Raw genomic sequence first — 26,139 nt, 5'->3', positions numbered from 1 at the left:
GACCGAGACACACACTAAACGATAATCATTTTCATTGTCACCTCGCCCCGCGCTCCGTCCCCGATACCGGGCCGAACACCGACGGGAGCTGACAAACCCTCCACCCGAACCGAACGCCCCCACCCCGCGAATGCGAGACCCCGTGCCTGCCTCACCCGCCCTCCGCCGCACCGCGCTGCTCTGCGCGCTCGCCGCCACCACGGGCGCCCTGCTGCCCGCGAGCCCGGCGGCGGCCACTCCCCCGACCGCCCCCGCGGCTGCCGGTGCCGAGCCCCAACTCCCCACTCCCGCCCTGCACTTCGGCCCCTGCCCGGACTCCGTCCCCGACCCCGAGGGCCCGGACCGCGTGGAATGCGCCGGCCTCCGGGTCCCCCTGGACCACACCCGGCCCGCCGGACCCTCGCTGGAGATGGCGGTCTCCCGGGTGCGCGCCACCGGCACCCCCGCCGAGCGGCGCGGCGTGCTCCTGGTCAACCCGGGCGGGCCCGGCGGCTCCGGACTGCCCTATGTCGTGACGAAGCGGGCCAAACTCCCCGAGAGCGTCCGGCGCGCGTACGACGTCATCGGCTTCGACCCGCGCGGCACCGGCCGCAGCGCGCCCGCCGACTGCGGAGCCATGGGCGGCCTCTTCGCGAGCCCGGGCGCCGATCCCGTCCCGGTGGGCCCCGCCGCCGAACGCGGCTATCTGCGCGGCCTCCGCGCCACCGCCGCGGACTGCGCCACCGGCCTCGGCGCCCGGCTGCCGCACCTGTCCACCGCCGAGACCGCGCGCGACATGGACGCCCTGCGGGCCGCCCTCGGCGAGCGGCGCATCGGTTTCCTCGGCGTCTCCTACGGCAGCTACCTCGGCGCCGCCTACGCCGCTCAATTCCCGCACCGGGTAGGGCAGATGGTGCTCGACAGCGTCGTCGGCCCCTGGTCCTGGTACGACTTCGACCTCCGCCAGAGCCGCGAACTCCTGCGCCAGCGCGGGGACTTCTTCGCCTGGGCCGCCCGGCACGCGGAGCGCGTCGGCCTCGGTGCCGACGCCGCCGCCGTACGCCGCTCCTACACGAAGGTCCGCGCCGCGCTCGCCGCCCGGCCCGAAAACGCCTTTGGAGCAGCCGAGTTCGACCGCGCCGTCTACCGCGCCCTCGGCCGCACCGAACGCTGGACCCCGCTCGCCGACGGGCTGCGCGCCTACCTCCGCGAGGGCAGCACGGCCGGACTGCGCCCCGAAGAGCCCTTCGACAGCCCGGAGTCACGTACGTACGAGGCGGCCAACCGCACCGTGAAGTGCGCCGACGGGCCCGCCCCCGGCGCCGGGCGCCTCCTCGCCGATCTGCGCGCCCTGCGCGAGCGCGACCCGCTGCCGGTACTGACCGGGATGGAGGCCTCGGTCTGCGCCTACTGGCACCACCGGCCCGGCCGGGGCACGCCGCTCGGCAGCCGCCAGGCGCCGCCGGTGCTGCTCGTCGCCGCCGCGCACGACCCGGTCACCCCGATCGAGGGCGCCCGCGCGCTGCGGAAGCGGCTGCCCGGCTCCCGCCTGGTGACCCTGCACGAGGACTACTCGCACGGCGTCTTCGCCAGCCGGGGCAACGACTGCGTGGACGGCACCACGGCCGCCTTCCTCGTGGACGGGACGGTCCCGGCGGGGGATGTGGACTGCCGGGGGACGGGGCTGCCGGAGCCGGGGGCGGCCCCGGGCGGGAAGTGAGGCGGGTGGGGAGGCGGGCGTAAGGCCCGGGCAAGTCCCCGTAGCGGAAGGCGAGTTCGCGGAGCCGGTGGCTCCAGGACAGCCCGTCTCAGGCGACCGGCTCGCCGCAGCGGACCGGCCCTCGGTCAGCCGGTGCCTCCGCCCCCGGTCAGTCGGTGCCCCGGCCCTCGATCAGTCGGTGCACCGGCCCCCGGTCAGTCGGTGCCTTCGACGATGCGGAAGTCGCGCTCGACGCCGTCGGAGAGGGCGGCCAGCGCCTCCTGCTAGGCCGCGCTCTCGCGCACCGCGACGGCCTGCTCGAAGCTGTCGAACTCGACCAGGACGGTGCGTTCGGCGATTCCGGCGTCATGGGCCAGGACCCGGCCCCCGCGGACGAGGACCCGACCGCCCCCGGCCGCGACGGCCGCAGCGGCCAGCTTGTTGTAGGCGGCCAGCTTCTCCGGGTCCGGGAGGGTGCGGTAGACGCTGACCCGGTAGCCCTTGGGCATGGAACCTCCCGTACGGGGAGGAGTGCGTCGGACGTGTACCGGCGACCGCCGCGGCGAGCGGAGCGGGGAACATCAGGGCGGAGACCAGCGGTCGCGCCTCGGGGCACGCGACCGGGACGCCTTCACCGGGACCCCGCTGACCAAGACCGGCTGCCCGGTCGCGGCTTCGGCCCTTCGCGGTCCTGGCTTGCGAGCGCTGCCGGCCGGGCGCGGCCCTCACCTCGGCGGGGGCTGCCGCCGGTCCTGCTCCTCCCGGCGGTGGCGGCGGGCGCGGTCGCGGAACATGGCGTGCAGGCTGCGGGCCGCGTGCGGGGCGGTGCCCGTGGTCGACTGGCGGCGCTGGAGGACCAGGACGACCTCGGTCGTGGTGTCGTCGGCGAGCGGGCGGCAGGTGAGCGCGCCCAGCCGTTCGAGCGGGTCGCCGAGCACACTGAAGTCCGGCAGCACGGTGGCGCCCAGGCCCTCGGCGACCATCAGCTTGCCCATCTCGGCGCCGTCGGTGGAGTACGAGAAGGTCGGCGCCCGGCCCGCGAGGAGCCGGTGCACATAGCGGTGCATCACATAGCCCGCGCGCATCACGATGAGCGGCTGGCCGAGCAGGTCCTCCACGCTCACGGCGGGAAGGGCGGCCAGCGGGCTGTCCGGGCGCAGGCACACCACCGGGCGGCCGCGCAGCAGTTCGGTGGTGTCCAGGCCCGGGGTGATGTCGTCACCGCTGAGGTAGTTGACCAGGCCGAGGTCCAGGCCCCCTTCCAGCAGCGCCCGGTGGATGTCCGCCTGCTGGGAGCCGACCACCTCGACCTGGGTGTCCGGATGCGCCCGGCGGAAGTCCTGGATGGTCGGCACGAGCAGCGGCACGGTCGCCGAGTTCACCGTCCCGAGGCGCACCATCCGGCTGGTCAGGTGCTGGTTGCGGGCGGCGCGGCGCAGTTCGTCCACGGCTTCCAGGACGGTGGTGATGTGCGGGAGGAGTTCGCTGCCCTCCGCGCTCAGGGTGGCCCCGGAGCGGCGGCGGTCGAGCAGGTCCACGCCCAGTTCGCGTTCGAGGTTGCGGACCGTCTCGCTGAGCGCGGGCTGCGAGAGGTGGAGGGCGTCGGCGGCCCTGCGCAGCGAGCCGAGCCGGGTGACCGCGGTGATGTATTCGAGCTGCTCGATACGCATCGGGGGGCCTGCCTCCGTACTGTCTCCGGCCCGCTGTCCGGCGCCCCCAGGGGCCCTGATGAAAGGGAAACCCTAGCAGGGTGTCGCGAATGCCTATTCGACCAAACCCCCTGCGGCTTGGTTCAATCGTGCGCATGACGAAGCGATCGGACCTCACGCGGCGACTCCATGTCGACCTCGCCCGGGTCTCCAGCGCCGTCTGTCGCGACCGCGCCGCCTGAGGCCCGGCCGCCGGGCGGGCCGGCCTGAGGCCCCCGCCACCCGCGCCTGAGCCGGGCCGGTTCCGCCCCTGCCCGTGCAGCCCGCGGCCGTGACCGCCCCGAGCACCACACCTCGGCCGTCGCGCCATGGCACCCGCGAGTTCACGTCCCGCACTTCGTGATGCCGCGCCGCCCGACACCCCGGGGCGCCCGCGCATCCGTGCCCGTCCCCGCCTCCGCATCCGGTACGCGGTGTCCCGCCGCCGGTCGCCGGTCTCCCCCGCCGGGCCGGAGACCGGCTGACGGCTGCCTCCGCCCTGTGATCGCCTTTCCCTTCCTCCCCAGGAGCACCTCATGTCCCCCAGCCCTCCCGATTCCCCCAACTCCCCCGCACGGTTCGCCTATTGGGTGCCCAATGTCAGCGGGGGCCTGGTGACGAGCAAGATCGAGCAGCGCACCGACTGGGGCTACGACTACAACCGCGAGCTGGCCGTGCTCGCCGAGAACAACGGCTTCGAGTACGCGCTCAGCCAGGTCCGGTACATGGCCAGCTACGGCGCCGAGTTCCAGCAGGAGTCGACGAGTTTCAGCCTGGCGCTGCTGCTCGCGACCGAGCGGCTGAAGGTGATCGCCGCCGTCCACCCGGGGCTGTGGCACCCAGGGGTGCTTGCCAAACTCGGGGCCACCGCCGACCAGTTGTCGGGCGGGCGGTTCGCCGTGAACGTGGTCAGCGGCTGGTTCAAGGGGGAGTTCACGGCGCTCGGCGAGCCCTGGCTGGAGCACGACGAGCGGTACCGCAGGGCCGAGGAGTTCATCCGCGCCCTGCGCTCCCTCTGGACCGAGGACCACGCCGAACTCGCGGGCGACTTCTACCGCATCCGCGACTTCTCGCTGAAGCCGAAGCCGGTACGGGACGCGCTGCGCCCCCATCCGGAGATCTTCCAGGGCGGCAACTCCACCGCCGCCCGCGCGATGGCCGGACGGGTCTCGGACTGGTACTTCAGCAACGGCAAGGACTTCGCCGGAGTCACCGAGCAGCTCCAGGACGTGGCCCGCGCCGCCGCCCAAGTCGGCCGCCCCGCACCGAAGTTCGGCCTGAACGGCTTCCTCATCGCCCGCGACACCGAGGCCGAGGCGCGCGAGACGCTGCGCGAGATCGTCGCCAAGGCGGACACCGAGGCCGTGCACGGCTTCCGGGACGCGGTGCGCCAGGCGGGGCAGTCGGCCGCGGACGGCAAGGGGATGTGGCAGGACTCCTCCTTCGAGGACCTGGTCCAGTACAACGACGGCTTCCGCACCGGACTCATCGGCACCCCCGAGCAGATCGCCGAGCGCATCGTCGCCTACAAGCGGCTCGGCGTGGACCTCTTCCTCCTCGGCTTCCTGCACTACCTGGAGGAGGTCGAGTACTTCGGCAAGCGGGTGCTGCCCCTGGTCAGGGAGTTGGAGGCGGCCGAGCGGGAGAAGGCGGACCGCACCGCCACCGCCCCGGCCTGACCCCGCCGCCCGAGAGGCCCACCACCCCACCGGCCCGCCCGTACGCCGCCTCCCGCACCCGAACCCGTACGCACCCGCCCGGCCGCCCGCGCCGCCGCCCCGCCCACCACGCACCAGGGGAGACCCCATGCCCACCGTCCTGTCCCTCTCCGGCAGTCCCTCCGCCACCTCCCGTACGGCCCGGCTGCTCCGCCTCCTCGACGCGCGGCTCGCCTCCCAGGGCCACCAGGTCGTCCCGCTCGACGTACGGGAGCTGCCCCCCGAGGCGCTGCTCGGCGCCGACTTCGCGCACCCGGCGCTGGTCCGGGTGCGGGAGCTGATCGAGGCGGCCGACGGGATCGTGGTCGGCACCCCGGTCTACAAGGCGGCGTACTCGGGGCTCCTGAAGTGCCTGCTCGACCTGCTGCCGCAGTACGCCCTCACCGGCAAGACGGTGCTGCCGCTGGCCACCGGCGGCTCCCCGGCGCATGTCCTCGCGGTGGACTACGCGCTGCGCCCGGTGCTCTCCTCGATGGGCGCGCTGCACATCGTGCCGGGCTGGTTCGTGATCGACCGCGACATCGAGGCCCGCCCGGACGGCCGCACCGTACTGGCCCCGGCGGCGGAGCAGGCGCTGCTCCCGCTGCTCGACCAGTTCTCGGCTGCGGTGCACCGCGCGGCCCCCGCCCGTCTCGCCGCCACCGCCTGACCGGGAGCCGACCACCATGCCCCAGCCAGCGGCCGGTTCGCCGGACGAGACGACAACCGCCCCTACCGCGACGGACATCGAGGCGCACGCGGCCATCCTGAAGACCGAGGCCGAAGTGGAGCGGACCGCGCGCGAGCTGGCCGACGCCTTCCGCGCCGGTGCCGCCGAGCGGGACCGCGAACGGCGCCTGCCCAGGGCGGAGTTGGACCGGCTCTCCGCCTCAGGGCTGCTCGCGGTCACGGTGCCCGCGGAGTACGGCGGCGCCGAGGTGAGCGCGCGCACCCTCGCGGAGGTCTTCCGGCTGCTCGGGGGCGCCGACGCGAGCCTCGCGCAGATCCCGCAGAGCCACTTCGTGTACGTGGCCGTGCTGCGGCGCCAAGGCACCCCGGCCCAGCAGGAGTTCTTCTTCCGCGAGATCCTGGCCGGGCGCAGGCTCGGCAACGCCCAGTCCGAGGCGGGCACCCGGCACGTCCAGGACCTCCGCACCCGCCTCGAACCCGCCCCGGACGGCGCCCACTTGCTGCTCACCGGGGTGAAGAACTACTCCACCGGCGCGCTGTTCGCCGACTGGATCCCGGTCCTCGCCCGGGACGTACGGGACGAGGAGCTGTACGTCGCCTATGTGCCGCGCACCGCCCCCGGCCTGCGGATCGAGGACGACTGGGACGGGCTCGGCCAGCGCACCACCGCGAGCGGCACCGTCCACCTGGACGCGGTGCCGGTCCCCGCCGACCGCGTACTGCCGCACCACCTCACCTTCCGCGGGCCCCAACTCCACGGCGCCCTGGCCCAGTTGCTGCACGCGGCGATCGACACCGGTATCGCCGGGGACGCGCTCGCCACCGCGGCGGAGTTCGTCACCACGAAGTCCCGGCCCTGGTTCGAGAGCGTGGACCGCGGCTGGGGCGGGACGGCGGCCGAGGACCCGCTGCTGGTCCAGCGCTTCGGCGAACTCGACCTGCTCGTACGGTCCGCGAAGGCGCTGCTCGTCCAGGCCGCGGACGAGGTCGACACCGCGCGCGCCGCGCTCGACGAGGAGAGCGCGGCCGCCGCCTCGCTCGCGGTGGCCGCGGCGAAGGTCCAGTCCGGCAAGGCGGCCGTCGAGGTGGCGAGCGCGCTCTTCGAGGTCGCGGGCACCCGCGCGGCCCTCGCCTCGCTCGGCCTGGACCGGCACTGGCGCGACGCCCGCACCCACACCCTGCACGACCCGGCCCGCTGGAAGCTCCAGCACCTCGGCCGCCACGCCCTGTCCGGCATCCGCCCGCCACGCCACGGGCTCCTGTAGCCACCGGCGCGGGCCGCCGCCCCGGTCCTCGCCGCGCCCCACCCACTCGCCGTACGGCCCGGATCCGCGGGCCGCACCCCCGCACCACCTGGAGACACCGTGAGCCTGACCTTCCACTGGTTCCTGCCCACCTACGGCGACAGCCGCCATGTCGTCGGCGGTGGCCACGGGCTGCCCGCCGGATCCGCGAGCGGCCAGCGCCCCGCCACCCTCGGCTATCTCACGCAGATCGCCCGCGCCGCCGAACAGCTGGGCTTCGAGGGCGCGTTGACCCCCACGGGCGCCTGGTGCGAGGACGCCTGGCTGACCACGGCGATGCTCAGCCAGCAGACCGAGCGCCTCAAATTCCTGGTCGCCTTCCGCCCCGGCTTCGTCTCGCCGACCTACGCGGCCCAGATGGCGGCGACCTACCAGCGGCACAGCGGCGGGCGGCTCCTGCTCAATGTCGTCACCGGCGGCGAGAGCCACGAGCAGCGCGCCTACGGCGACTTCCTCGGCAAGGCCGAGCGCTATGCCCGTACCGGTGAATTCCTCGACATCGTGCGGGAGTTGTGGCGCGGCACCGAGGTGACCCGGCACGGCACGCACCTGTCCGTGGAGAACGCCCGCCTGGAGCGGCTGCCCGACCCGGTGCCCGAGGTCTACTTCGGCGGCTCCTCACCGGCCGCCGGTGAAGTCGCCGCCCGGCACAGCGATGTGTACCTCACCTGGGGCGAACCGCCCGCGCAGGTACGGCGGAAGATCGAGTGGATACGGGAACTCGCCGCGCGGGAAGGCCGGACACCGCGCTTCGGGATCCGGCTGCACGTGATCAGCCGGGACAGCTCCGAGGCCGCCTGGGCGGAGGCGCGGCGCCTGCTCGACGGCTTCACCCCGGAGGCGATCGCCGCCGTGCAGGAGGGCCTCGGGCGCTCCGAGTCGGAGGGGCAGCGCCGGATGCTGGCCCTGCACGGCGGCAGCCCCGAGCGCCTTGAGGTCTCGCCGAACCTGTGGGCGGGCATCGGCCTGGTCCGGGGCGGCGCGGGCACCGCCCTGGTCGGCAGCCACCGCGAGGTCGCCGCACGCATCGAGGAGTACGCGGCGCTCGGCATCGACGAGTTCGTCCTCTCCGGGCACCCGCACGTGGAGGAGGCCTACTGGTTCGGCGAGGGCGTACTGCCGCTGCTCGCCGCCAAGGGGCTGTGGCGGTCGCCGGTGGAGGAGGGCGCGAGCGGGGGGCGGGTGCAGGTGCCGTTCGCCTCGTAGGCGGAGGCGGAGGCGGAGGCTGGGCGGGAGATGGGGGCGGGCGCGCGGCTGCCCGGAGCCCTCAAGCCGCGCCCTGCGGACGCCGGTTGCCGATCCGCTAGATTCCCGCACATGCCTTCCTACTCCATCGGCCAGGCGGCACGCCTCCTCGGCGTGAGTCCCGACACCGCGCGCCGCTGGGCCGACGGCGGCCGCCTCACCACGCACCGCGACGAGAACGGGCGGCGCCTCGTCGACGGCCGGGCGCTGGCCGCCTTCTCCGTCGAACTGGCCCAGGGCGGTACCGGCGAGGAGGAGGATCCGTACACCTCCGCGCGCAACGCCTTCCCCGGGATCGTCACCGCGGTGAAGCTCGGCGACGTCGCCGCCCAGGTCGAGATCCAGGCGGGCCCGCACCGGCTCGTCTCGCTGCTCACCCGGGAGGCCGTCGAGGACCTCGGCCTGGAGGTCGGCATGCAGGCCACCGCGCGGGTGAAGTCGACCAACGTGCACATCGACCTGGTCTGAGCCCGTTCCCTTTCCACCCACTGCGCCCCGTACGCGGGCGGCGCGGGGAGCCCGGACCGCGAAGTCGGAAATTCGCCGGACGCGGGGGCCGCCACCGAGTTGGATCAGGGCATGGACACCACCTTGCGCGATGCGCTGCGCGACCGAGCCCAGGCCTTCCACTCCCTCCATGTGCGCCAAGGCGGCGCCCCCCTCGCCCTCGCCAACGCCTGGGACGCGGCCAGCGCCCGGCTGACCGAGGAGGCCGGCGCCCCCGCGATCGCCACCAGCAGTGCGGGCGCCGCCTGGGCCCTCGGCTTCGGCGACGGCGACCGGCTGACGCCCGAGGAGGCCCTCGCCCTGGTGGCGCGGGTGGTGCGGGCGGTGCGGGTGCCGGTGACCGCGGACATCGAGGGCGGGTACGCGGAGGACCCGGCCGGGGTCGCCCGCACCGTGGAGGGCGTGCTCGCCGCGGGTGCCGTCGGCGTCAACCTGGAGGACGCCCGGTACGAGGGCGCGGCCCTGCTCCCAGTCGCCGAGCAGGCGGCGCGGATCGCCGCCGCCCGGGCCGCCGCCGACACCGCGGGCGTACCGCTGTTCCTGAACGCCCGTACCGACACCTATCTGCGCGGCATCGGCGCACCCGAGGGCCGCCTCGCCGAGACGCTGGAGCGCGCCGCGGCCTATGTCGCGGCGGGCGCCGACGGCATCTTCGTCCCCGGGGTCACCGATCTGGACACCGTGGCCCGCCTCGCGGAGGGCATCCCGGTGCCGCTGAACATCCTGGTCGGGCCGGGCGCGCCCTCGGTCGCCGAACTGGGCAAGGCGGGCGCGGCGCGGGTCAGCCTCGGCTCCTCGGTCGCCTCCGCCGCGTACGCGGTGGCCCGCCGGGCGGCGGCCGAACTGCACGCCGAGGGCACGTACGCGACGCTGTCCGAGCCGGTGACGTACGGGGAGTTCAACGCGCTCTTCGACCGGTAGGCCGGTCGGGGCGGGCGCGCGGCGGGGCGCGGGGGCGAGCGCCGCGCGGCGGGGCGCGGGGGCGCGCGGCGGGGCCGGGAGGCTGCGTCGGGCGCCCCGGGGGTGGGGCCGGGAGGCTGCGTGGCGCGCCCCGAGGCGGGATCATCGGGGGCATGGACGCCACCCTTCACCTCGCACAGCAGCCCGAGGCCGACGCGCTGCTCGGCCGCAGCCCGCTCGCGGCGATGGTCGGCATGCTGCTGGACCAGCAGGTCACCATGGAGAAGGCCTTCGCGGGGCCGTACACCATCGCGCGGCGGATGGGCGCCGAGGACCTCGACGCGGACGAGATCGCCTCGTACGACCCGGAGGCCTTCGCCGCCCTGCTCGCCGAGAAGCCCGCGGTGCACCGCTACCCGGGCTCGATGGCGGGGCGGGTGCAGCAGCTGTGCCAGTACCTCGTCGCGCACTACGGCGGCTCGGCGAGCGCGGTCTGGGAGGACGCCGCCTCCGGCCAGGAGCTGCGCCGGCGCCTGGAGGAGCTGCCCGGCTACGGCAAGCAGAAGGCGCAGATCTTCCTCGCCCTGCTCGGCAAGCAGCTCGGGGTGCGGCCCGAGGGCTGGCGGGAGGCCGCGGGGCCGTACGGCGAGGAGGGGGCGTACCGTTCCGCCGCCGACATCACCGGGCCCGAGTCGCTGGCGAAGGTCCGCGCCCACAAGCAGGAGAGGAAGGCGGCGGCCAAGGCCGCGAAGGCGGCGAAGACCGTCAAGCCCGCCGAGTAGGCGAAGGCGGGCGGCCGGGCACCGGAAACCCGGACAGCCGGAACGCAACGTAGTCGCGCCGCCCGCGCACGGAAAATTCACGCGTACGGGAGCGGACCGGCGTCCGGCCGCCCCGCTGCCCCTTTCGGGCGAATACGGGCCCCCTGGTTGCCGGGCGGTGGGAGAGCGAGCGCTTTCTCCGGACACTTCGGGCCGCCCCTTTGCCGCCTTTTGGCGCCGGGAATCCGCTCTGTCCCGCCCACACGACGGGATTACGCAGCGTCGCCATGGCTGCGCCCGAAGAGCCCGGACCGGTAGGCTTTCCGTGTGATCTTCAAGCGCATCGGAAACTCCCGGCCGTACCCCGACCACGGCCGGGAAAGCACCCGGCAGTGGGCGGACGTCGCGCCGCGCCCGGTCCGCCTCGATCAGCTCGTGACGACCAAGGGCCAGCTCGACCTGGAAACCCTGCTCGCCGAGGACTCGACCTTCTACGGCGACCTGTTCGCGCACGTCGTCAAGTGGCAGGGCGATCTCTACCTGGAGGACGGACTGCACCGCGCCGTCCGCGCCGCGCTCCAGCAGCGCCAGGTGCTGCACGCCCGCGTCCTCGAACTGGACTGACCCCGGGCTCGACCGCACGGGCCCCCGCGCCCGGAACCCCGCGCCCGAAGCTCCCGGCCGGGGCCCGAACAGCCCAGTCGCGCCCGGATGGTCCACCGGGACCGCCGGGACGGGGAGCGAGGCGCCCGGAACCCGCCATTCCGTGGACGGCCGCCGGGGTTCCCCCCAGGCCCGCCGGGAAACCTCCGTCGACCCACCGACAGGGAATTGGCCCTTTCGGGTTGGACCGGCAACAAGGCGTTGATCATCTGGTAGGCATTGTCCGCTCGTCGCACTACGCTGCGCCCATGAGCATGCTCACTCCCCCCGGCATGGGTCGCCGCTACCGCATCACCGGATCGAAGTATCCGCGCATGCGCAGGCCCCGCCGCCGTGGCCGGTGGACGCTCGCCGCGATCGCCTCCGCCGCCGCCCTCGGCATGGTCGGCTGGGGAACCCTGCAGCTCATCGACGTCTTCTCCGGCGGCGGCGACACCGCCGCGGCCACCTCGCCCGCCTGCTCGCCGAGCGCCTCGGCCAGCGCCTCGGCCGAGGGCGGCAAGACCGGCTCCGGCGCGAAGCCGCCCGCGCCCGGCAAGATCACCGTCAACGTCTTCAACGCCACGCCCCGTAGCGGTCTCGCCAAGGACACCGCCGACGAGCTGAAGAAGCGCGGCTTCAAGATCGGCGAGGTCGGCAACGCCACCAAGGAGTACGACAAGAAGGTCCGCGGCACCGGCCTCCTCCTCGGCCGTACGACCGCCCTGGACACCTCGCTGCCGGTGCTCGCCACCCAGCTCGGGGGCGCCGAGAAGCGCGCCGACGCCCGCAAGGACGCCAAGGTCGACCTGATCCTCGGCACCGCCTTCAAGAAGCTCGCCCCGAAGGCCACCGCCACCCGCGCCCTGGACCGGCTGAGCCACCCCTCCCCCGCACCGAAGCCCTCGGGCAGCAACTGCCGCTGAGGGGGCCCGGCCGCTCTCCGCGTCTTCGCGCGCGACGGTCCCGCGTGCCGTTTGCCGCACGCCGCATGCCGCATGCCGCATGCCGCATGCCGCATGCCGTACGGGAGCCTGCACCCCGTACACGGTCCGGTATCCCGTACGCGGCCCCGTGGGCGCCGCGCGCTCAGCCGGAGCACCCGTCCGCATGCCGGATGCCGTACGCCGAAGGGGCCGCCCCCGTGTGCGGGCGACCCCCTTCTTTTCGGCCACGTCCCTGACCTTGATCTGGCCATATTCCTGGCTGGTTTTCGCATACTGGCCGATATGCGCGGTCCGAGCGGCTCCGGGGCTACTCGGCCGCCCCGTACATCCGGTCCCCGGCGTCGCCGAGGCCCGGGACGATGTAGCCGTTCTCGTTGAGGCGCTCGTCGACGGAGGCGGTGACGACGGTGACCGGGGTCCCGGCCAGTTCCCGTTCCATGACCTCGACGCCCTCGGGGGCCGCGAGGAGGACCACCGCGGTGACGTCGTCGGCGCCGCGGCGGATCAGCTCGCGTATCGCGGCGACCAGGGTGCCGCCGGTGGCGAGCATCGGGTCGAGGACGTAGACCTGCCGGCCGGAGAGGTCCTCCGGCATCCGGGTGGCGTAGGTGGAGGCCTGGAGGGTCTCCTCGTTGCGGATCATGCCGAGGAAGCCGACCTCGGCGGTGGGCAGCAGCCGCACCATGCCGTCGAGCATGCCGAGACCGGCGCGCAGGATCGGCACGACCAGCGGCCGGGGACGGGCCAGCTTGACGCCGGTGGTCCGCGAGACGGGCGTCTCGAGGTCGACCTGCTCCGTGCGCACGTCCCGGGTGGCCTCGTAGGCGAGCAGGGTGACCAGCTCGTCGGCGAGGCGCCGGAAGGTGGCGGAGTCGGTGCGGCGGTCGCGCAGGGTGGTGAGCTTGTGGGCGACCAGCGGATGGTCGACGACGTGGAGACGCATACCGACCAGCGTAGCCAAGGGCACCGGCGGCCCCGCGCTGGCATCAAACGGGCCACCCGGGGGAAAGTGAGAGGGATCGACCGGGGTGGTGTAGCCGATGCCGGAGCAGGAGCAGAGCAGCGCCGAAGCGGGCGCCGGGAGCGCGGAACCGCTGCCGGGGGCGGACGGCCCCCTGGGCGGCCCGGAGCTGACCGAGGCCGAGCGCCGCAAGCGCCGTGCCCAGTTCCTGCGCGACCTGAACGAGGCACGGGAACTGCGCGACCGGGTCCAGCCGCGGCGCGCCCGGGCCGCGCGGATGCGCCAGCAGATGCGCATGCGGACCTTCCGCTGGTGAACGGGTGGTGAACGGGCCCCCGACGCCGGGCGGGGCCCGGGCGGGCGCGGACCCCGGACGGCGCCACTGTGACGAGGCGCGCGAAACACAGCGGGCGGAAGACCTCTCCTGACGGCGCTGTATCTGCCACGATTCCGATGGCGGGGTCGCGCCTGCGTTCCCGCCCGCAGCCTCCGCCGGGGAAACCCCAACCGGCCCTAGACAGTGGGAGAGTCACGGTGTATTTCGCCGCACTGCTCGCGCGCACCGAAGACGGGTGGGAAGCGAGCGACACAGAGCTCGACGATGTGGAGACCCTGTCGGACCTGACCGACCTCGCCCGCGAGGCCTCGGTCGACGACGACACGGTGCTCGTCCTCGTGGAACAGGAGGACGCCTGGTTCGGCGTCGTCCGGGTCGAGGGCGAGGACGATCCGCGTATCTACGTCTCCGACGCCTCCGCCGCCGCGCGGAGTTCGTACGGGGAGATCCTGCTCACCGACGAACTCCTCGGCCGGGAACCGGGAGCCGACGACGACGGCGCCGACCTGGACTCGCTCGACCTCGACGGCACCGAGGACGGCGAACCCGGGGCGGACCAGGACACCGGGGCCGAGGACGACGACGGCATCGACGCCCTCGACCCGCTCCCCGCGGGCCCCCTCGGCGACCGCACCGTCCTCGCCGACCTCGGCGTCGCGGAGGCCGACCTGCTCGCCCTCGCGAGCAACGACGCCCTCGGCGAGATCGCGGAGACCCTGGGCGCGGCGGAGGTTCTGGAGACGGTGCGCTAGGCGGGGTGGGGTTGGTTGGGTTGGGGTCGAGGTCGGGGCCGGGGCTCCGGGCAGCCGTCGCCCTCCCCATCCCCCTCCCCCCTCGCGTCCGCCGGGCGGCCTCCGGCGGTAGGTTCCGCTGCATGAGCACTGCGCAGGACGGCACCCCGGACCCGGACCCGCGGCCGTACCGGGTGCCGGATCCCGGCCCGGACGCGGACCCGCTGCGCGATCCCTGGCGTACGGCGATGGGGCTCGCCCTGGAGCAGGCCCGGCTCGCGGTGCCGGGCGGCGACGTCCCCGTGGGCGCGGTGGTGCTCGCGCCCGACGGGAGCCCGCTCGCCGCGGCGCACAACGAGCGGGAGGCGACCGGCGACCCCACCGCGCACGCCGAGGTCCTCGCCATCCGCCGGGCCGCCGACCGCCGCGGCGAATGGCGCCTGGTGGACTGCACCCTGGTGGTCACCCTGGAGCCCTGCACGATGTGCGCGGGGGCGATCGTCCTCTCCCGCCTCGGCCGCGTGGTCTACGGCGCCCGCGACGAGAAGGCCGGGGCGGTGGGCTCCCTCTGGGACGTGGTCCGCGACCGGCGCCTCAACCACCGCCCCGAGGTGGTCCCCGGCGTCCTCGCCGAGGAGTGCGCCCGCCTCCTCACGGAGTTCTTCCGCACCCGCTGAGGGCCGCCGTGTCCGGGCCGGTGCGGACCCCCGGATACGGATTTCGGCGCACGCCGACTGTGGGCTAGGATCTCTCTCGGTAGCGTGTCCGAGCGGCCGAAGGAGCTCGCCTCGAAAGCGAGTGTGGCGCAAGTCACCGAGGGTTCAAATCCCTCCGCTACCGCAGGTAGACGAAGGGTCCGGCTCATCGAGTCGGGCCCTTCGTGCATCTCTGTCTCAGTTGCCGTTTCAGTTGGCCTGTCGAGCGCAGAAAAACCCCACCGATCCAGCTGCCCCGCCATCTACGCTCCACAGGTGGATCGTGAGTGGATGCGGCAGAAGCTCGAAGCCTTCGACGAACTGACAACCCTGTACTGGGGGATCCGGTTCGCCCAGCACGACTCATCGCAGGAGCGGAAGCGGCTATTCGAGGCTGAGCCGACAGTGCTGAAGATCTTGCACCGTCTTGATCCTCAGTCTGGAGAGAAGGAGATCCTCGGTGAGGATGAGTGGAGCGGACTGACGATCAACGTCGATGAGATCAGGCGTGGCATCGGCATACTCGCAGACATGGATGAGTGGGAAGTTCGCCTCGCTCCAGAAGGGCCATCCTTCCGCGCTGATGGACTTCACCCGTGGGTCTGGGACGCGGCCCTGACCTTCTGGGAGTCCAACCACTATCGAGCTGCGGTCCATGCCGCCGCCAACTCGGTTAATGCCCACCTTCAGGACAAACTCGGTCGGCGTGATGTGTCGGATACCAAGCTCCTCCAAGAGGCTTTCAGCGACAAGGCTCCAGAAGCGGGTAAGCCTCGACTGCGGCTTCCTGGCGACCAAACAGATCCAGGAGTCCAGACGCGCCAGCGAGGCGCCCTGCTACTTGGTCAGGGCGCCTTCGCCGCGTTCCGGAACCCCGCTGCTCACGAAACAGGCGACTTGGCGGAGCAGGAAGCTTTGGAACAGCTAGCCACGTTCAGCCTTGTTGCAAGCTTCATCGAGCAGTGCGTGGTCTTAACGTGATCGGATGAGGCGGGTCTGCCCTCATCCGCCCACTCCTCGGCCGCGTCGCCTCCCCCGGCGCCCCGGGCCCCCGGCGGACTCCCCCGCCCGAGGCCGCGGGGCGCCCCGGTCCCGCACCCGCGAGATCGGGCCACGGAAGGGCGGACGGCGGCCCAACTCCCGCTTCCGCGCGGCCCCATTGATCAGGGAATGCCGGATGCGCGCGGACTCTCCCCCATGGCCGCGGAAGCCGGGCGGGATACACTCGCCGCCGTCAGGCGGGGAGTACGAGGGACATCGGGCAAGGGGAGCCACAGCGTGGGTGTGCAGTCGAAGAAGATCGCCGTCTACGTCGTCGCGGTCTTCGTCCTCTACGTGATCATCACCGACCCGGCCAAGGCCGCCGACTACGTGCAGATGGGCTTCGAGGGGATATCCAGCGCCGCCAAGTCCATCGGTGAGTTCATGACCTGGGCGGCCAACGGCGGCAAGGACAACTAGGCCGCAGCCGCGGTCCCACCCGGGGCCGCCCGTACCCGTAACGCCATATCGCCGCACCAGCCGCACCGCCGCACCGGCACCCAGGGAGCGCACGTGATCCGCCACCTCGTCCTGTTCAAGCTCAACGACGGTGTGCGGCGCGAGGAGCCGCGTGTGCGGGCCGGGGTGGAGGCCTTCCGGGCGCTGGGCGGGGAGATCGAGGAGCTGCGGTTCTGGGAGTGCGCCTGGAACATCACCGAGCGGCCGATCGCCTACGACTTCGCCATCAACTCGGCCGTCGAGGACACCGAGGCGCTGCGCCGCTATCTCGAACACCCGGCGCACCAGGCCGCCGCCGCGCTCTGGCGCGAGTTCGCCACCTGGGTGATCGCCGACTACGAGTTCTGAGGGCGGAGTTCCGAGCGCGGCGCCCTGAGAGGGGAGTCCGAGGGCGGCGCCCCCTTGCGCCACCTGCCGACGCACGCGCCCGGCAGCGGTCGCTCCGCCCGCCGAGCCCCCGATGCGCCGCCCGCCGAGCCCCGGCGATCCGCCCCCGATCCGCCGGTCAACACGGAGTCAAGCGGTGCTTGCTTAGGGTGCGCATGTCTTGTGATGCTATGACCGCTTTTGACGGAAGAGTTACCCATCCATACATCTTCCGAGGTCCCGATTGTTCCGATGTTCCGAAGAGGGGTGGCGTCGACCGTGCCGGCCAGGACTGCGCCTCAGACTCCACCCCAGCGGGAATCGGACGAGCGGGACACGGAGGTGCGGGACGAGCAGCAGGTACGAGCGGTACGGGACGGCGGGGACGACCGGGGCGACCGCGAGGAACGGGACGAACGCGCAGAGCACGTGGAGCGCGCCGAGCGGGACACGGAGCGGCAGGACCCCGGTGAGGAGCCCGCGAAGCGGCGCGGTGCGGACACCCGCGCGCTGACCCAGCTCCTCTTCGCGGAGCTCAGCACGCTGCAGCCGGGGACCACCCGGCACACCCGGGTGCGGGCCGCGCTGATCGAGGCGAACCTGCCGCTCGTCCGGTACGCGGCGGCACGTTTCCGCAGCCGCAACGAGCCGATGGAGGACGTCGTCCAGGTCGGCACCATCGGGCTCATCAACGCCATCGACCGCTTCGACCCGGAGCGCGGGGTGCAGTTCCCGACCTTCGCGATGCCCACGGTGATCGGCGAGATCAAACGTTACTTCCGGGACAACGTCCGTACCGTGCACGTACCCCGGCGGCTGCACGAGCTGTGGGTGCAGGTGACCGGGGCGACCGAGGACCTCACCACCGCCTTCGGGCGCTCGCCGACCACCGCGGAGATCGCGGAGCGGCTGCGGATCACCGAGGAGGAGGTGCTGGCCTGCATCGAGGCGGGCCGCTCCTACCACGCGACCTCGCTGGAGGCGGCGCAGGAGGGCGACGGACTGCCCGGCCTGGTGGACCGGCTCGGCTACGAGGACCCGGCGCTGGACGGCGTCGAACACCGCGATCTGGTACGGCATCTGCTCGTCCAGCTGCCCGAGCGCGAGCAGCGGATCCTGCTCCTGCGGTACTACAACAACCTGACGCAGTCGCAGATCAGCGCGGAGCTGGGCGTCTCGCAGATGCATGTGTCAAGACTCCTCGCCCGGAGCTTCGCACGGCTTCGCTCCGCAAACAGGATCGAGGCGTAGCCCTCAGGGGTGGAGCGGCTGCCGGGGCGTCAGATGTGAGCTGCGCCACGGCAGTTGGCGCGCACCCCGCGCTTGCTGGGCGGATGCCGGGAGCAGATGTCGACAAGTCACTACAGCGTGTTGCCGACTTGTGACATTCTGCGGGAAGTGCGTTTGGGGGGCCTCCGCAGCCGGTATTCAGGTGGAGGCTGCGTTCCTTTGGACGGGAGCGCCCACCGCGACCGTTACGCGACCTCAAGGGGGTGGCATGTCCGCAGAACAGGGCAGCTCGAAGGTGCTGACACTCAGCAAGAGCGAGTCCGCACCCGACGTGCTCCACAGCTCGGAAGGCATCGACACCCGGACCCTGTCCCGCTCCCTGTTCCTGCGGCTCTCCGCGCTCGACCAGGACAGCCCGGAACGCGCCTATGTGCGCGACACCCTGATCGAACTCAACCTCCCCCTGGTCCGGTACGCCGCGGCGCGCTTCCGCAGCCGCAACGAACCGATGGAGGACATCGTCCAGGTCGGCACCATCGGCCTCATCAAGGCGATCGACCGTTTCGACTGCGAACGCGGCGTGGAGTTCCCGACGTTCGCGATGCCGACCGTGGTCGGCGAGATCAAGCGCTTCTTCCGGGACACCTCCTGGTCGGTGCGCGTCCCGCGCCGCCTCCAGGAGCTGCGGCTCGCGCTCACCAAGGCCAGCGACGAGCTCTCGCAGAAGCTCGACCGCTCGCCCACCGTCGCCGAACTCGCCGCCGTACTGGGCGTGTCCGAGGAGGACGTGGTCGACGGTCTCGCGGTGGGCAACGCCTACACCGCCTCCTCGCTGGACTCCCCTGCCCCCGAGGACGACGGCGGCGAGGGCTCGCTCGCCGACCGCCTGGGGTACGAGGACAGCGCGCTGGAGGGGGTGGAGTACCGCGAGTCGCTGAAGCCGCTGCTCGCCAAACTCCCGCCGCGCGAACGGCAGATCATCATGCTGCGCTTCTTCGCCAATATGACGCAGTCGCAGATCGGCGAGGAGGTCGGCATCTCGCAGATGCACGTCTCCCGGCTGCTCACCCGCACCCTCGCCCAGCTGCGCGAGGGCCTGATCTCGGACTGACCGCGGCCACCGCCGCACCAGCGGCCGCGGTCGTCGCCGAAGCCAGCCGAACCGAGCCGAGCCGTGGGCCCGGGCGCGCCCCCTTGCCGGTACGCGCCCCGACCCGTGACCGGGCTCAGCCCAGGGCGAGCCAGGCCACCGCCGCGACCACGGCGAGGACGACCACCACGCCGACGATCACGCCGAGGCGCGAGCCGGAGGAGGAGGCCGCCGCCTGCGGGCGCGCCTGCGGACCGCCGCCCTCGTCGACGAAGGCGCGGAACATCTGGGTGCTGCCCGACGGGTCGTGACCCTCGGGGCCCTGAGGGGCTTGGGGGTTGTGTGCCATGGGCCAGGACCCTAGCGAAGTCGGGTGCTCCGCCCAAGCCCGGACGGGCGGTTCGGGGCCACCGCGCACGGGTTTCCGTGCCGCCGGGCCGCCGCGGGCGGCTGGGCCGCTGCCGCCTGCCCCTTTCCGGCGGCGATCCCCGGAATCCCGCCTCACCAGGGCTTTTATCCGGACCCGCCGATACCTTTGCCCCTTCTTTAGCCGTCTCGGGCCCCTTTCGTTTGCCTGCGGCAACCAACCGATTCTATGGTTGCCGCAAGCAACGAAATCCCCCGGAGCCGGAGAGGCGGCATGGCGGCGCAGGAGCAGTACGAGGAGCTGGCCCGCCAGCTCAACACGGTCAACGCGGTCAAGCGCGACCTCGCCCGGGCACTGCCCGCGGACTGCCCGCCCGCCGCGGCGGCGGTGCTGCTCGCGCTGGCCCGCGGCGGCGAGATGCGGATGAGCCGCCTCGCCGAGCTGCTCGCCGTCGACATGTCGGTGACCAGCCGCCACGTCGCCCATGTCGCGGACCGCGGCTGGATCGAGCGGCTGCCCGACCCCGCCGACAAGCGCTCGCGGCTGCTGCGCCTGACCGCGGCCGGCGCGGGCAAGCTGGACGAGCTGTCCGAGCGGACCGCCGAGCGCCTCGCCGAGCAGCTGGGCGACTGGTCGGACACCGAGGTCGGCGAGCTGATCCGGCTGATGACCAAACTGCGGGCCAGCTTCGGCGACTGCCGCACGCCCGCCCGCGCCCGCCCGCTCACCCCCGGGCCGCGCGAGAGCGGGCGCCCGCGCCACTCCGGCCCCGAACCGCCTACGCTCGACCCGCCGTCACCGGCCGGGGACCGGGCCGCCGGTTCACCCGCGTAACCACCCGTACACCCGCGTAAGCAAAGGAAATCCATGGCCACGACCACACCGGCCGGTGTGCGGGGCAGCCATGCCAAGCATGGCGGGGCGCGTCAGCACCACCCGCAGGACGACGCCCCGATGACGCACCGCCAGATCATGGAGGCGCTGTCCGGGCTGCTGCTCGGCATGTTCGTCGCCATCCTGTCCTCCACCATCGTCTCCAACGCCCTGCCGGAGATCATCGGTGATCTCGGCGGCGGGCAGAGCGCCTACACCTGGGTCGTCACCGCGGCCCTGCTCTCGATGACGGCGAGCACCCCGCTGTGGGGCAAGCTCTCCGACCTGTTCTCCAAGAAGGCGCTCGTCCAGATATCCCTGGTCGTCTACGTCGCCGGTTCGGTCGTCGCGGGGCTCTCGCAGAACCCGGAGATGCTGATCGCCTGCCGGGTCGTGCAGGGCATCGGCGTCGGCGGCCTCTCCGCGCTCGCCCAGATCGTGATGGCCGCGATGATCTCCCCGCGCGAACGCGGGCGCTACAGCGGCTACCTCGGCGCAACCTTCGCGGTCGCCACCGTCGGCGGCCCGCTGCTCGGCGGCGTCATCACCGACACCTCCTGGCTGGGCTGGCGCTGGTGCTTCTACGTCGGCGTGCCCTTCGCGGTGATCGCGCTGATCGTGCTCCAGCGCACCCTGCACCTGCCGGTCGTCAAGCGCGACGTCAAGGTCGACTGGGGCGGCGCCTTCTTCATCACCGCCGCGGTCTGCCTGCTCCTGGTCTGGGTCACCTTCGCCGGGGACAAGTACGACTGGCTCTCGGTGCAGACGTACGCGATGGTCGGCGGCGCGGTACTGCTCGCGCTGCTCTTCCTGCTCGTCGAGTCGAAGGCCAGCGAGCCGATCATCCCGCTGCGCCTGTTCCGCAACCCCACCATCACGCTGGCCTCGCTGTCCTCGCTCTTCGTGGGCGTGGCGATGTTCGCGGGCACGGTCTACTTCAGCCAGTACTTCCAGCTGGCGCGCGGCAAGTCGCCGACCATGTCCGGCGTCATGACCATCCCGATGATCGGCGGGCTCTTCCTCTCCTCCACCGTCGCCGGACAGGTCATCACCAAGACCGGCCGCTGGAAGGCCTGGCTGCTCGCGGGCGGTGTGCTGGTGACCGCCGGCCTCGGCCTGCTCGGCACCATGCGCTACGACACCGAATACTGGCGGCTCTCGCTCTACATGGGCCTGCTGGGCCTCGGCGTCGGCATGATGATGCAGAACCTGGTGCTCTGCACGCAGAACCAGGTCGCGCCCTCCGACCTCGGCGCCGCCTCCTCGGTGGTCACCTTCTTCCGCTCCCTCGGCGGCGCGATGGGCGTCTCCGCGCTCGGCGCGCTGATGGCCCACCGCATCCCCGACTACGTCAAGGACGGACTGACCGACCTCGGCCCCGAGGGCGCCAAGCTCGCCGCCCAGGCCGACCGCGGCCACGGCGCCATCCCCGACCTGGACGCGATGCCCGCGCCGCTGCGCCAGATCATGGAGAGCGCCTACGGACACGGCATCGCGGACGTCTTCCTCTACGCGGCGCCGATGGGCCTGCTCGCCCTGATCGCCGTGGTGTTCATCAAGGAGGTCCCGCTGCGCACCGCCGCCGGTCTCCAGCAGGCCGCCGCCTCGGAACCGGCGGACACCGCCGCGGCCGACCCGCTCGGCGGCGCCCGGCTCCCCGCCGAGACCGACGCGGTCTCCGAGGAGGCCACCACGCCGCTCCTGGTGACCGGGGAGGCCGCCGGGCAGCCGGACGGCGTCCTGATCACCGGCCATGTCCGCGGCGCCGAGCACGCCCCGGTGGCGGGCGGCGCGGTCACCCTGACCTCGCTGGCCGGACGCCAGGCGGGCCGCGCCTTCACCGGCCCGGACGGCAGCTACAAGCTGACGGCGCCGGGCCCGGGCACCTATGTGCTGATCGCCGCCGCCGGGCGGTACCAGCCGCAGGCGGCCACCGTCGTGGTCGCCGGGGAGCCGGTCACGTACGACCTGCTGCTCAGCGGGACCAGCGGGCTCGCCGGGCTGGTGCGGGACGCGGGGACCGGGGCGCCGGTGAAGGCGGCGATGGTGGTGGTCACCGATGTGCGCGGCGACGTGCTCGCGACGGCGGCCACCAGCGAACTGGGCGAGTTCCTCTTCGGGGACCTGGTGCCGGGCCCGGTCACCCTCGCGGTGAACGCGGCCGGACACCGTCCGCACGCCCGGCCCGTCGAGGTCGGCACCACCGGGGTGACCCGGATCGAGGTCGAACTGAGCCCGGGCGCCGAGGTGCAGGGCACCGTGCACGCCGGCGGGCGGCCGCTCACGGACGCCAGGATCACCCTGGTCGACGCGGCCGGCAATGTGGTCGCCCTCGCGACCACCGGCGCGGACGGCGCGTACGCCTTCACCGACCTGGACGCGGGCGAGTACACGGTGATCGCCACCGGCTACCCGCCCGCCGCGACCGCCCTCACCGTGACCGGCAGCGACGCCGTCGGCCACGACATCGAACTCGCCCACCCGGCCGAGTAGTCCGAGGGCGTTCCCCAGATCCCCGCGGGCCGTGCAGGGTGTCCTGAGCGGAGGCACCGCACGGACCGCGGGAGAAGGCCCCCGGCAGGCGGGCGGCGGCAGGGGACGGCCGCTGCCCCCGCCGGGGGCCCACCCTGCCCTTCCCCGGGCGGACCGGACCCACAGCGAGACCACCCCGGGCACGCCCGCAGCGCGCCCGGCACGCAAGGAGAGAACGCGATGGCACTGAGCGCACGCATCGGTACGCGGGACGGCTGGGCGGTGCCGCACGCGGTCGTCACGCTGACCGATATGACGGGTACGCAGGTGCTGCGTACCGAGGTCGACGAGGACGGCGCCGTCCAGGAGCCCACCGACCTCGCCCCCGGCGCCTACACGGTGATCGTGACCGCCATCGGCTACCAGCCGCTGGCGCAGAGCGCCCTGGTGACCGCCTCGGGCCGGGTCGACCTCGGCCGGATCGTGCTCGCCCGGCAGGGCGGCGGCGAACTCCCGCCGCCCGGGCCCTGGACCGTCGACCCGGTGCACTCCTCGGTGGGCGCGATCGCCCAGCACCTGGGGATCTCCAGTGTGCGGGGGCGGTTCCTGGACTTCGGGGCGCGGATCGAGATCGCGGCCGACCAGGCGGACATCGCCAAGTCCCGGGTGGAGGCCGTCATCCGCTCGGCCTCCATCGACACCGGCAACGCGATGCGCGACGGGCACCTGAAGTCCCCCGACTTCCTGGACGTCGAGCGCTACCCGGAGATCACCTACCGCTCCCACGGCCTCACCCCGGCGGGCACCGACCGCTGGACCGTGCACGGCGAACTCGGCCTGCACGGCGTCCTGCGCGAGGTGGAGCTCGACCTGAGCTACCTCGGCACCGGGCCCGACCCCTGGGGCGGACTGCGGGCCGCCTTCCGCGCCACCGCCGAACTGCGCCGCGAGGACTTCGCGATGAACTACAACCAGGTGCTCCAGACCGGCATGGCCGCGATCGGCACCACCCTCCGCGTGGAGCTGGACATCCAGGCGGTGCGGGGGGAGTCGCTGCCCGAGGTGTAGCGCGGGAACCCGCCGTGTCCGGGGCCGGGCCAAGAGCCTCCCCCGGCGGTACGGTATGGGGCGGAGAACTGAAAAAAGGGGAGTGTCGGATGCCGGTGCCCTTGCCCTTGTCCCTCCTTTTCCGCACCCGCCGCGCGTTCCGTACCCGTCGCGGGTCACCTGTCCGGTCCGGGTCAGCTGTCGGGTCCGGGCCGTCTGTCCGGTCTGGGTCAGCTGTCCGGTCCGGATTACCTGTCTGGTCCGGGCCATCTATCCGCTCCGGGGCATCTATCCGTTCCGGATCACCTGTTCGTTCCGGGTCATCATCTGTCCGGTCCGGGGCCTCATCTGTCCGGTCCGGGGCCTCATCTGTCCGTTCCGGGTCATCCGACCGGCGCGCGCTGTGTGCGCGGCGGTTGCGTGCCCCCCTGGCCGCGCTGCTCGGTGCCGGGCTGCTCGCCGTCCTCGCCGCCCCGCCCGCGGGGGCCGAGTCCCCGGCCGGGCGGCGGCACGGCGCGGTGCCGCTGCGGGTGGCCACGTACAACATCCACGCCGGGGCGGGCATGGACAACGTCTTCGACCTCGACCGGCAGGAGGCGGCGCTGCGCGCGCTGGGTGCCGAGGTGATCGGCCTGGAGGAGGTCGACGTCCACTGGGACGCCCGCAGCCAGTGGCGCGACCTGGCCGGCGAACTCGCCCGACGCCTCGGTATGCACGTCTACTTCGCGCCGATATACAGCCTCGACCCGGCCGCCGAGGGCGGTCCGCGGCGCGAGTTCGGGCTCGCGGTGCTCTCCCGGTACCCGATCACCGAGGCGCACAACCACGCGATCACCCGGCTCTCCACCCAGGACCCGGACCCGGTGCCCGCCCCGGCCCCCGGCTTCCCCGAGGTCGTCGTACGGGTCCGCGGGGTGCCGGTGCACGTCTACGCCACGCACCTGGACTACCGGGGCGACCCCGCGGTGCGCACCGCCCAGGTCGCCGACACCCGCCGCCTGATGGCCGAGGACTGCGACCGGCACGGCCGCTGCCCCCGCCAGATCCTCCTCGGCGACTTCAACGCCGAACCGACCGCACCCGAACTCGCGCCCCTGTGGCGGGAGTTGACGGACGCCGACCCTTCGGGCCCGAGCTATCCGGCACAGGACCCGGTCAAGCGGATCGACTATGTGGCGGTGGGCGAGGGGGTACGCGTCCGGGATGCCCGGGTGGTCGCGAGCCTCGCCTCGGACCACCTGCCGGTCGTCGCCGACCTCCGGCTGCGCAAGGGGCGTTGAGGCCGGGCACGGGCAGGGGAGGCGGTCCGCCGCATGCCTTCCGGGAGGGTACGGGCTCTGCGAGGATTGGCCCCGCTGTCAGAGGCGAGGGCCGGTCCGCGTCAGGAGGTCGAGGGTGTTCTTCCGGAGGAAGCGGCGCAAGGAGGACGCCGGTACGGGCTTGGAGGGCGGCACCGGGTACACGGTGATCGGCGAGGAGTGGGCGTCCCGGGTCTGGGACCACCGGCCGATCCGGGTCCCGGCGGTGCTCGATGTCGAGGACTTCCTCCAGCAGGAGCCGATGCCCTCGCTCTTCCCGGCGGACCCGGACTTCCAGGAGTACGCCTCCGGGGACGAGCACCTGCGCGACCTCTGGCTGCTCGCCCTCCTCGGCCACCCGGACCCCGCCGTGATCGTCCAGTGCCTGCGCTCCCCGCGCCTGGAGGGCAGCCACGCGAACCACGTGGTCGATCTGCTCCTCGACGACCGGGTGGCGCGCGAGGCCGCCGGGGCCCTCTGGCGCGTCGGCGCCGACGACGACCTGCGCACCGTGGTCACCGTCGTCCTCTCCCGCGGCTTCGTGCCCTCGGGGTACACCCCCGTGCAGGCCCGCCGCGCGACCCGGCTGCTGCGCGAGACCTGCCCGCCGGAGCGCCGCGACTTCCTGGAGGCCGAACTCCTCGGCGAGGGGCACGAGAAGACCGCCGTCGAGCTCGTCCGCCTGGTGGAGACCGCGTACGGTCGCTACGACCGGCTGGACGAGGAGCAGCGGGACCAGTGGCACGACCGGAAAGGCCTGGACGAGCTGGTCCGACGGGGTGGGGAAGTCCCTCCCGAGCTGGCCGAGTTGGCGGAGATCCGGGCGATCGGGCACCGGCTGAACGCGGCGGGCGGGATCACCCTGATGCAGGATGTGGCCCAGCGGGCAGGCGAGTTGAGCCCCCACCGGATGGCCGAGCGGCACCTGAACGCGATGTGGGACCGGATCGGGGAGTGGCAGGCCTGAGGCGCCGACCGGGGGATTGAGACACCAAGGGGCCGAGACGCCGAGGGACTCAAGTCGGCCGGTGGGCAAGGCGGTTGACGGGTGAGTCGTCGGCTGGTGGGCGGGCGTTTCACGGAAGCCGGGACCGGAGCCGCTCCCGCTCCCGG

The 26,139-nt window shown here is 73.2% G+C and carries 27 protein-coding genes, 1 tRNA gene and 1 pseudogene; 25 read left to right on the top strand and 4 right to left on the bottom strand.

Annotated elements, in window-relative coordinates:
* Positions 1 to 142: 142 nt before the first annotated feature.
* Positions 143 to 1,699, top strand: coding sequence for an alpha/beta hydrolase (locus MID12_RS16740; RefSeq protein ID WP_263168221.1), 1,557 nt, complete (start codon positions 143 to 145; stop codon positions 1,697 to 1,699).
* Between the two features lie 194 nt (positions 1,700 to 1,893).
* Here the strand turns inward: MID12_RS16740 and MID12_RS16735 are convergent.
* Together MID12_RS16735 and MID12_RS16730 are read right to left on the bottom strand one after the other, a co-directional pair.
* Positions 1,894 to 2,187: pseudogene (locus MID12_RS16735) on the bottom strand (DUF1330 domain-containing protein).
* Between the two features lie 216 nt (positions 2,188 to 2,403).
* Positions 2,404 to 3,348: a LysR family transcriptional regulator gene (locus MID12_RS16730; RefSeq protein WP_040251630.1), complete on the bottom strand. Its 945-nt coding sequence runs from the start codon at positions 3,346 to 3,348 to the stop codon at positions 2,404 to 2,406.
* A gap of 89 nt (positions 3,349 to 3,437) precedes the next feature.
* Here MID12_RS16730 and MID12_RS32475 point away from each other — a divergent pair, with 89 nt between their 5' ends.
* From MID12_RS32475 to MID12_RS16685, 10 genes are all read left to right on the top strand, one after another.
* Positions 3,438 to 3,569, top strand: coding sequence for a putative leader peptide (locus MID12_RS32475; protein ID WP_376770628.1), 132 nt, complete (start codon positions 3,438 to 3,440; stop codon positions 3,567 to 3,569).
* A gap of 333 nt (positions 3,570 to 3,902) precedes the next feature.
* On the top strand, positions 3,903 to 5,045 hold the full coding sequence (sfnG, locus tag MID12_RS16725) for a dimethylsulfone monooxygenase SfnG (protein WP_040251627.1): 1,143 nt from the start codon (positions 3,903 to 3,905) through the stop codon (positions 5,043 to 5,045).
* Between the two features lie 127 nt (positions 5,046 to 5,172).
* Positions 5,173 to 5,733 (top strand): NADPH-dependent FMN reductase, encoded by a 561-nt coding sequence (gene ssuE / locus MID12_RS16720; RefSeq protein WP_040251624.1) that lies wholly within the window; start codon positions 5,173 to 5,175, stop codon positions 5,731 to 5,733.
* A gap of 16 nt (positions 5,734 to 5,749) precedes the next feature.
* Positions 5,750 to 7,018 carry an SfnB family sulfur acquisition oxidoreductase gene (locus MID12_RS16715; RefSeq protein ID WP_263168216.1) on the top strand — a complete coding sequence of 423 codons (1,269 nt, stop codon included), beginning with the start codon at positions 5,750 to 5,752 and terminating at the stop codon, positions 7,016 to 7,018.
* 99 nt (positions 7,019 to 7,117) lie between these two features.
* Positions 7,118 to 8,263 carry an LLM class flavin-dependent oxidoreductase gene (locus MID12_RS16710; RefSeq protein ID WP_263168214.1) on the top strand — a complete coding sequence of 382 codons (1,146 nt, stop codon included), beginning with the start codon at positions 7,118 to 7,120 and terminating at the stop codon, positions 8,261 to 8,263.
* A 111-nt stretch (positions 8,264 to 8,374) separates the two neighbouring features.
* Entirely contained in the window at positions 8,375 to 8,770 is a 396-nt protein-coding gene (locus tag MID12_RS16705; RefSeq protein WP_263168213.1) for a molybdopterin-binding protein, read from the top strand.
* A 111-nt stretch (positions 8,771 to 8,881) separates the two neighbouring features.
* A complete protein-coding gene (locus tag MID12_RS16700; protein WP_040251615.1) occupies positions 8,882 to 9,730 on the top strand; it encodes an isocitrate lyase/phosphoenolpyruvate mutase family protein in 849 nt (282 codons plus the stop codon).
* A gap of 152 nt (positions 9,731 to 9,882) precedes the next feature.
* Entirely contained in the window at positions 9,883 to 10,491 is a 609-nt protein-coding gene (locus MID12_RS16695; protein ID WP_040251612.1) for an HhH-GPD-type base excision DNA repair protein, read from the top strand.
* Positions 10,492 to 10,797: 306 nt separating this feature from the next.
* Positions 10,798 to 11,094: a type II toxin-antitoxin system VapB family antitoxin gene (locus tag MID12_RS16690; RefSeq protein ID WP_040251609.1), complete on the top strand. Its 297-nt coding sequence runs from the start codon at positions 10,798 to 10,800 to the stop codon at positions 11,092 to 11,094.
* A 287-nt stretch (positions 11,095 to 11,381) separates the two neighbouring features.
* Positions 11,382 to 12,038: a LytR C-terminal domain-containing protein gene (locus tag MID12_RS16685; protein WP_263168209.1), complete on the top strand. Its 657-nt coding sequence runs from the start codon at positions 11,382 to 11,384 to the stop codon at positions 12,036 to 12,038.
* A gap of 328 nt (positions 12,039 to 12,366) precedes the next feature.
* Here the strand turns inward: MID12_RS16685 and upp are convergent, their stop codons facing one another.
* The gene (gene upp / locus MID12_RS16680; protein ID WP_040251603.1) at positions 12,367 to 13,002 is read right to left on the bottom strand and encodes a uracil phosphoribosyltransferase; all 636 of its coding nucleotides are present in this window, start codon (positions 13,000 to 13,002) and stop codon (positions 12,367 to 12,369) included.
* 97 nt (positions 13,003 to 13,099) lie between these two features.
* On the opposite strand from upp, the gene MID12_RS16675 reads away from it, so the two are divergent.
* From MID12_RS16675 to MID12_RS16635, 9 genes are all read left to right on the top strand, one after another.
* A complete protein-coding gene (locus MID12_RS16675; protein ID WP_063778659.1) occupies positions 13,100 to 13,336 on the top strand; it encodes a hypothetical protein in 237 nt (78 codons plus the stop codon).
* A gap of 218 nt (positions 13,337 to 13,554) precedes the next feature.
* Positions 13,555 to 14,109 carry a hypothetical protein gene (locus tag MID12_RS16670; RefSeq protein ID WP_040251601.1) on the top strand — a complete coding sequence of 185 codons (555 nt, stop codon included), beginning with the start codon at positions 13,555 to 13,557 and terminating at the stop codon, positions 14,107 to 14,109.
* 122 nt (positions 14,110 to 14,231) lie between these two features.
* A complete protein-coding gene (tadA, locus tag MID12_RS16665) occupies positions 14,232 to 14,765 on the top strand; it encodes a tRNA adenosine(34) deaminase TadA (protein WP_411576965.1) in 534 nt (177 codons plus the stop codon).
* 78 nt (positions 14,766 to 14,843) lie between these two features.
* A tRNA-Ser gene (locus tag MID12_RS16660) sits at positions 14,844 to 14,928 on the top strand.
* A gap of 131 nt (positions 14,929 to 15,059) precedes the next feature.
* Positions 15,060 to 15,764: a TIGR02391 family protein gene (locus MID12_RS16655; RefSeq protein ID WP_263168205.1), complete on the top strand. Its 705-nt coding sequence runs from the start codon at positions 15,060 to 15,062 to the stop codon at positions 15,762 to 15,764.
* A 297-nt stretch (positions 15,765 to 16,061) separates the two neighbouring features.
* Complete coding sequence (locus tag MID12_RS16650) at positions 16,062 to 16,244, top strand: hypothetical protein (protein WP_040251595.1); 183 nt, start codon at positions 16,062 to 16,064, stop codon at positions 16,242 to 16,244.
* A 93-nt stretch (positions 16,245 to 16,337) separates the two neighbouring features.
* Positions 16,338 to 16,631, top strand: coding sequence for a Dabb family protein (locus MID12_RS16645; RefSeq protein WP_263168202.1), 294 nt, complete (start codon positions 16,338 to 16,340; stop codon positions 16,629 to 16,631).
* A gap of 297 nt (positions 16,632 to 16,928) precedes the next feature.
* The gene (locus MID12_RS16640) at positions 16,929 to 17,900 is read left to right on the top strand and encodes an RNA polymerase sigma factor SigF (protein ID WP_411576964.1); all 972 of its coding nucleotides are present in this window, start codon (positions 16,929 to 16,931) and stop codon (positions 17,898 to 17,900) included.
* Positions 17,901 to 18,147: 247 nt separating this feature from the next.
* Positions 18,148 to 18,990 (top strand): RNA polymerase sigma factor SigF, encoded by an 843-nt coding sequence (locus MID12_RS16635; protein WP_040251589.1) that lies wholly within the window; start codon positions 18,148 to 18,150, stop codon positions 18,988 to 18,990.
* Positions 18,991 to 19,105: 115 nt separating this feature from the next.
* Here the strand turns inward: MID12_RS16635 and MID12_RS16630 are convergent, their stop codons facing one another.
* The gene (locus MID12_RS16630) at positions 19,106 to 19,318 is read right to left on the bottom strand and encodes a hypothetical protein (RefSeq protein WP_040251587.1); all 213 of its coding nucleotides are present in this window, start codon (positions 19,316 to 19,318) and stop codon (positions 19,106 to 19,108) included.
* Between the two features lie 291 nt (positions 19,319 to 19,609).
* Between MID12_RS16630 and MID12_RS16625 the strand changes: the two genes are divergently transcribed.
* From MID12_RS16625 to MID12_RS16605, 5 genes are all read left to right on the top strand, one after another.
* Positions 19,610 to 20,170, top strand: a complete 561-nt coding sequence (locus MID12_RS16625; protein ID WP_078845029.1) for a MarR family winged helix-turn-helix transcriptional regulator — start codon at positions 19,610 to 19,612, stop codon at positions 20,168 to 20,170.
* Between the two features lie 33 nt (positions 20,171 to 20,203).
* The gene (locus tag MID12_RS16620; protein ID WP_263168200.1) at positions 20,204 to 22,702 is read left to right on the top strand and encodes an MFS transporter; all 2,499 of its coding nucleotides are present in this window, start codon (positions 20,204 to 20,206) and stop codon (positions 22,700 to 22,702) included.
* A gap of 219 nt (positions 22,703 to 22,921) precedes the next feature.
* Entirely contained in the window at positions 22,922 to 23,749 is an 828-nt protein-coding gene (locus tag MID12_RS16615; protein WP_040251582.1) for a YceI family protein, read from the top strand.
* Positions 23,750 to 24,144: 395 nt separating this feature from the next.
* A complete protein-coding gene (locus MID12_RS16610) occupies positions 24,145 to 25,008 on the top strand; it encodes an endonuclease/exonuclease/phosphatase family protein (protein WP_237282785.1) in 864 nt (287 codons plus the stop codon).
* A 115-nt stretch (positions 25,009 to 25,123) separates the two neighbouring features.
* Positions 25,124 to 25,993, top strand: coding sequence for a hypothetical protein (locus MID12_RS16605; protein WP_263168196.1), 870 nt, complete (start codon positions 25,124 to 25,126; stop codon positions 25,991 to 25,993).
* Positions 25,994 to 26,139: the final 146 nt, after the last annotated feature.

Origin of the sequence: Streptomyces sp. SCSIO ZS0520, from assembly GCF_025643355.1 — a bacterium.
In the GTDB taxonomy this organism is placed as follows: domain Bacteria; phylum Actinomycetota; class Actinomycetes; order Streptomycetales; family Streptomycetaceae; genus Streptomyces; species Streptomyces physcomitrii.
The sequence above is the reverse complement of the archived record's forward strand: the minus strand, read 5'-3'. Positions and strand labels throughout refer to the sequence as shown.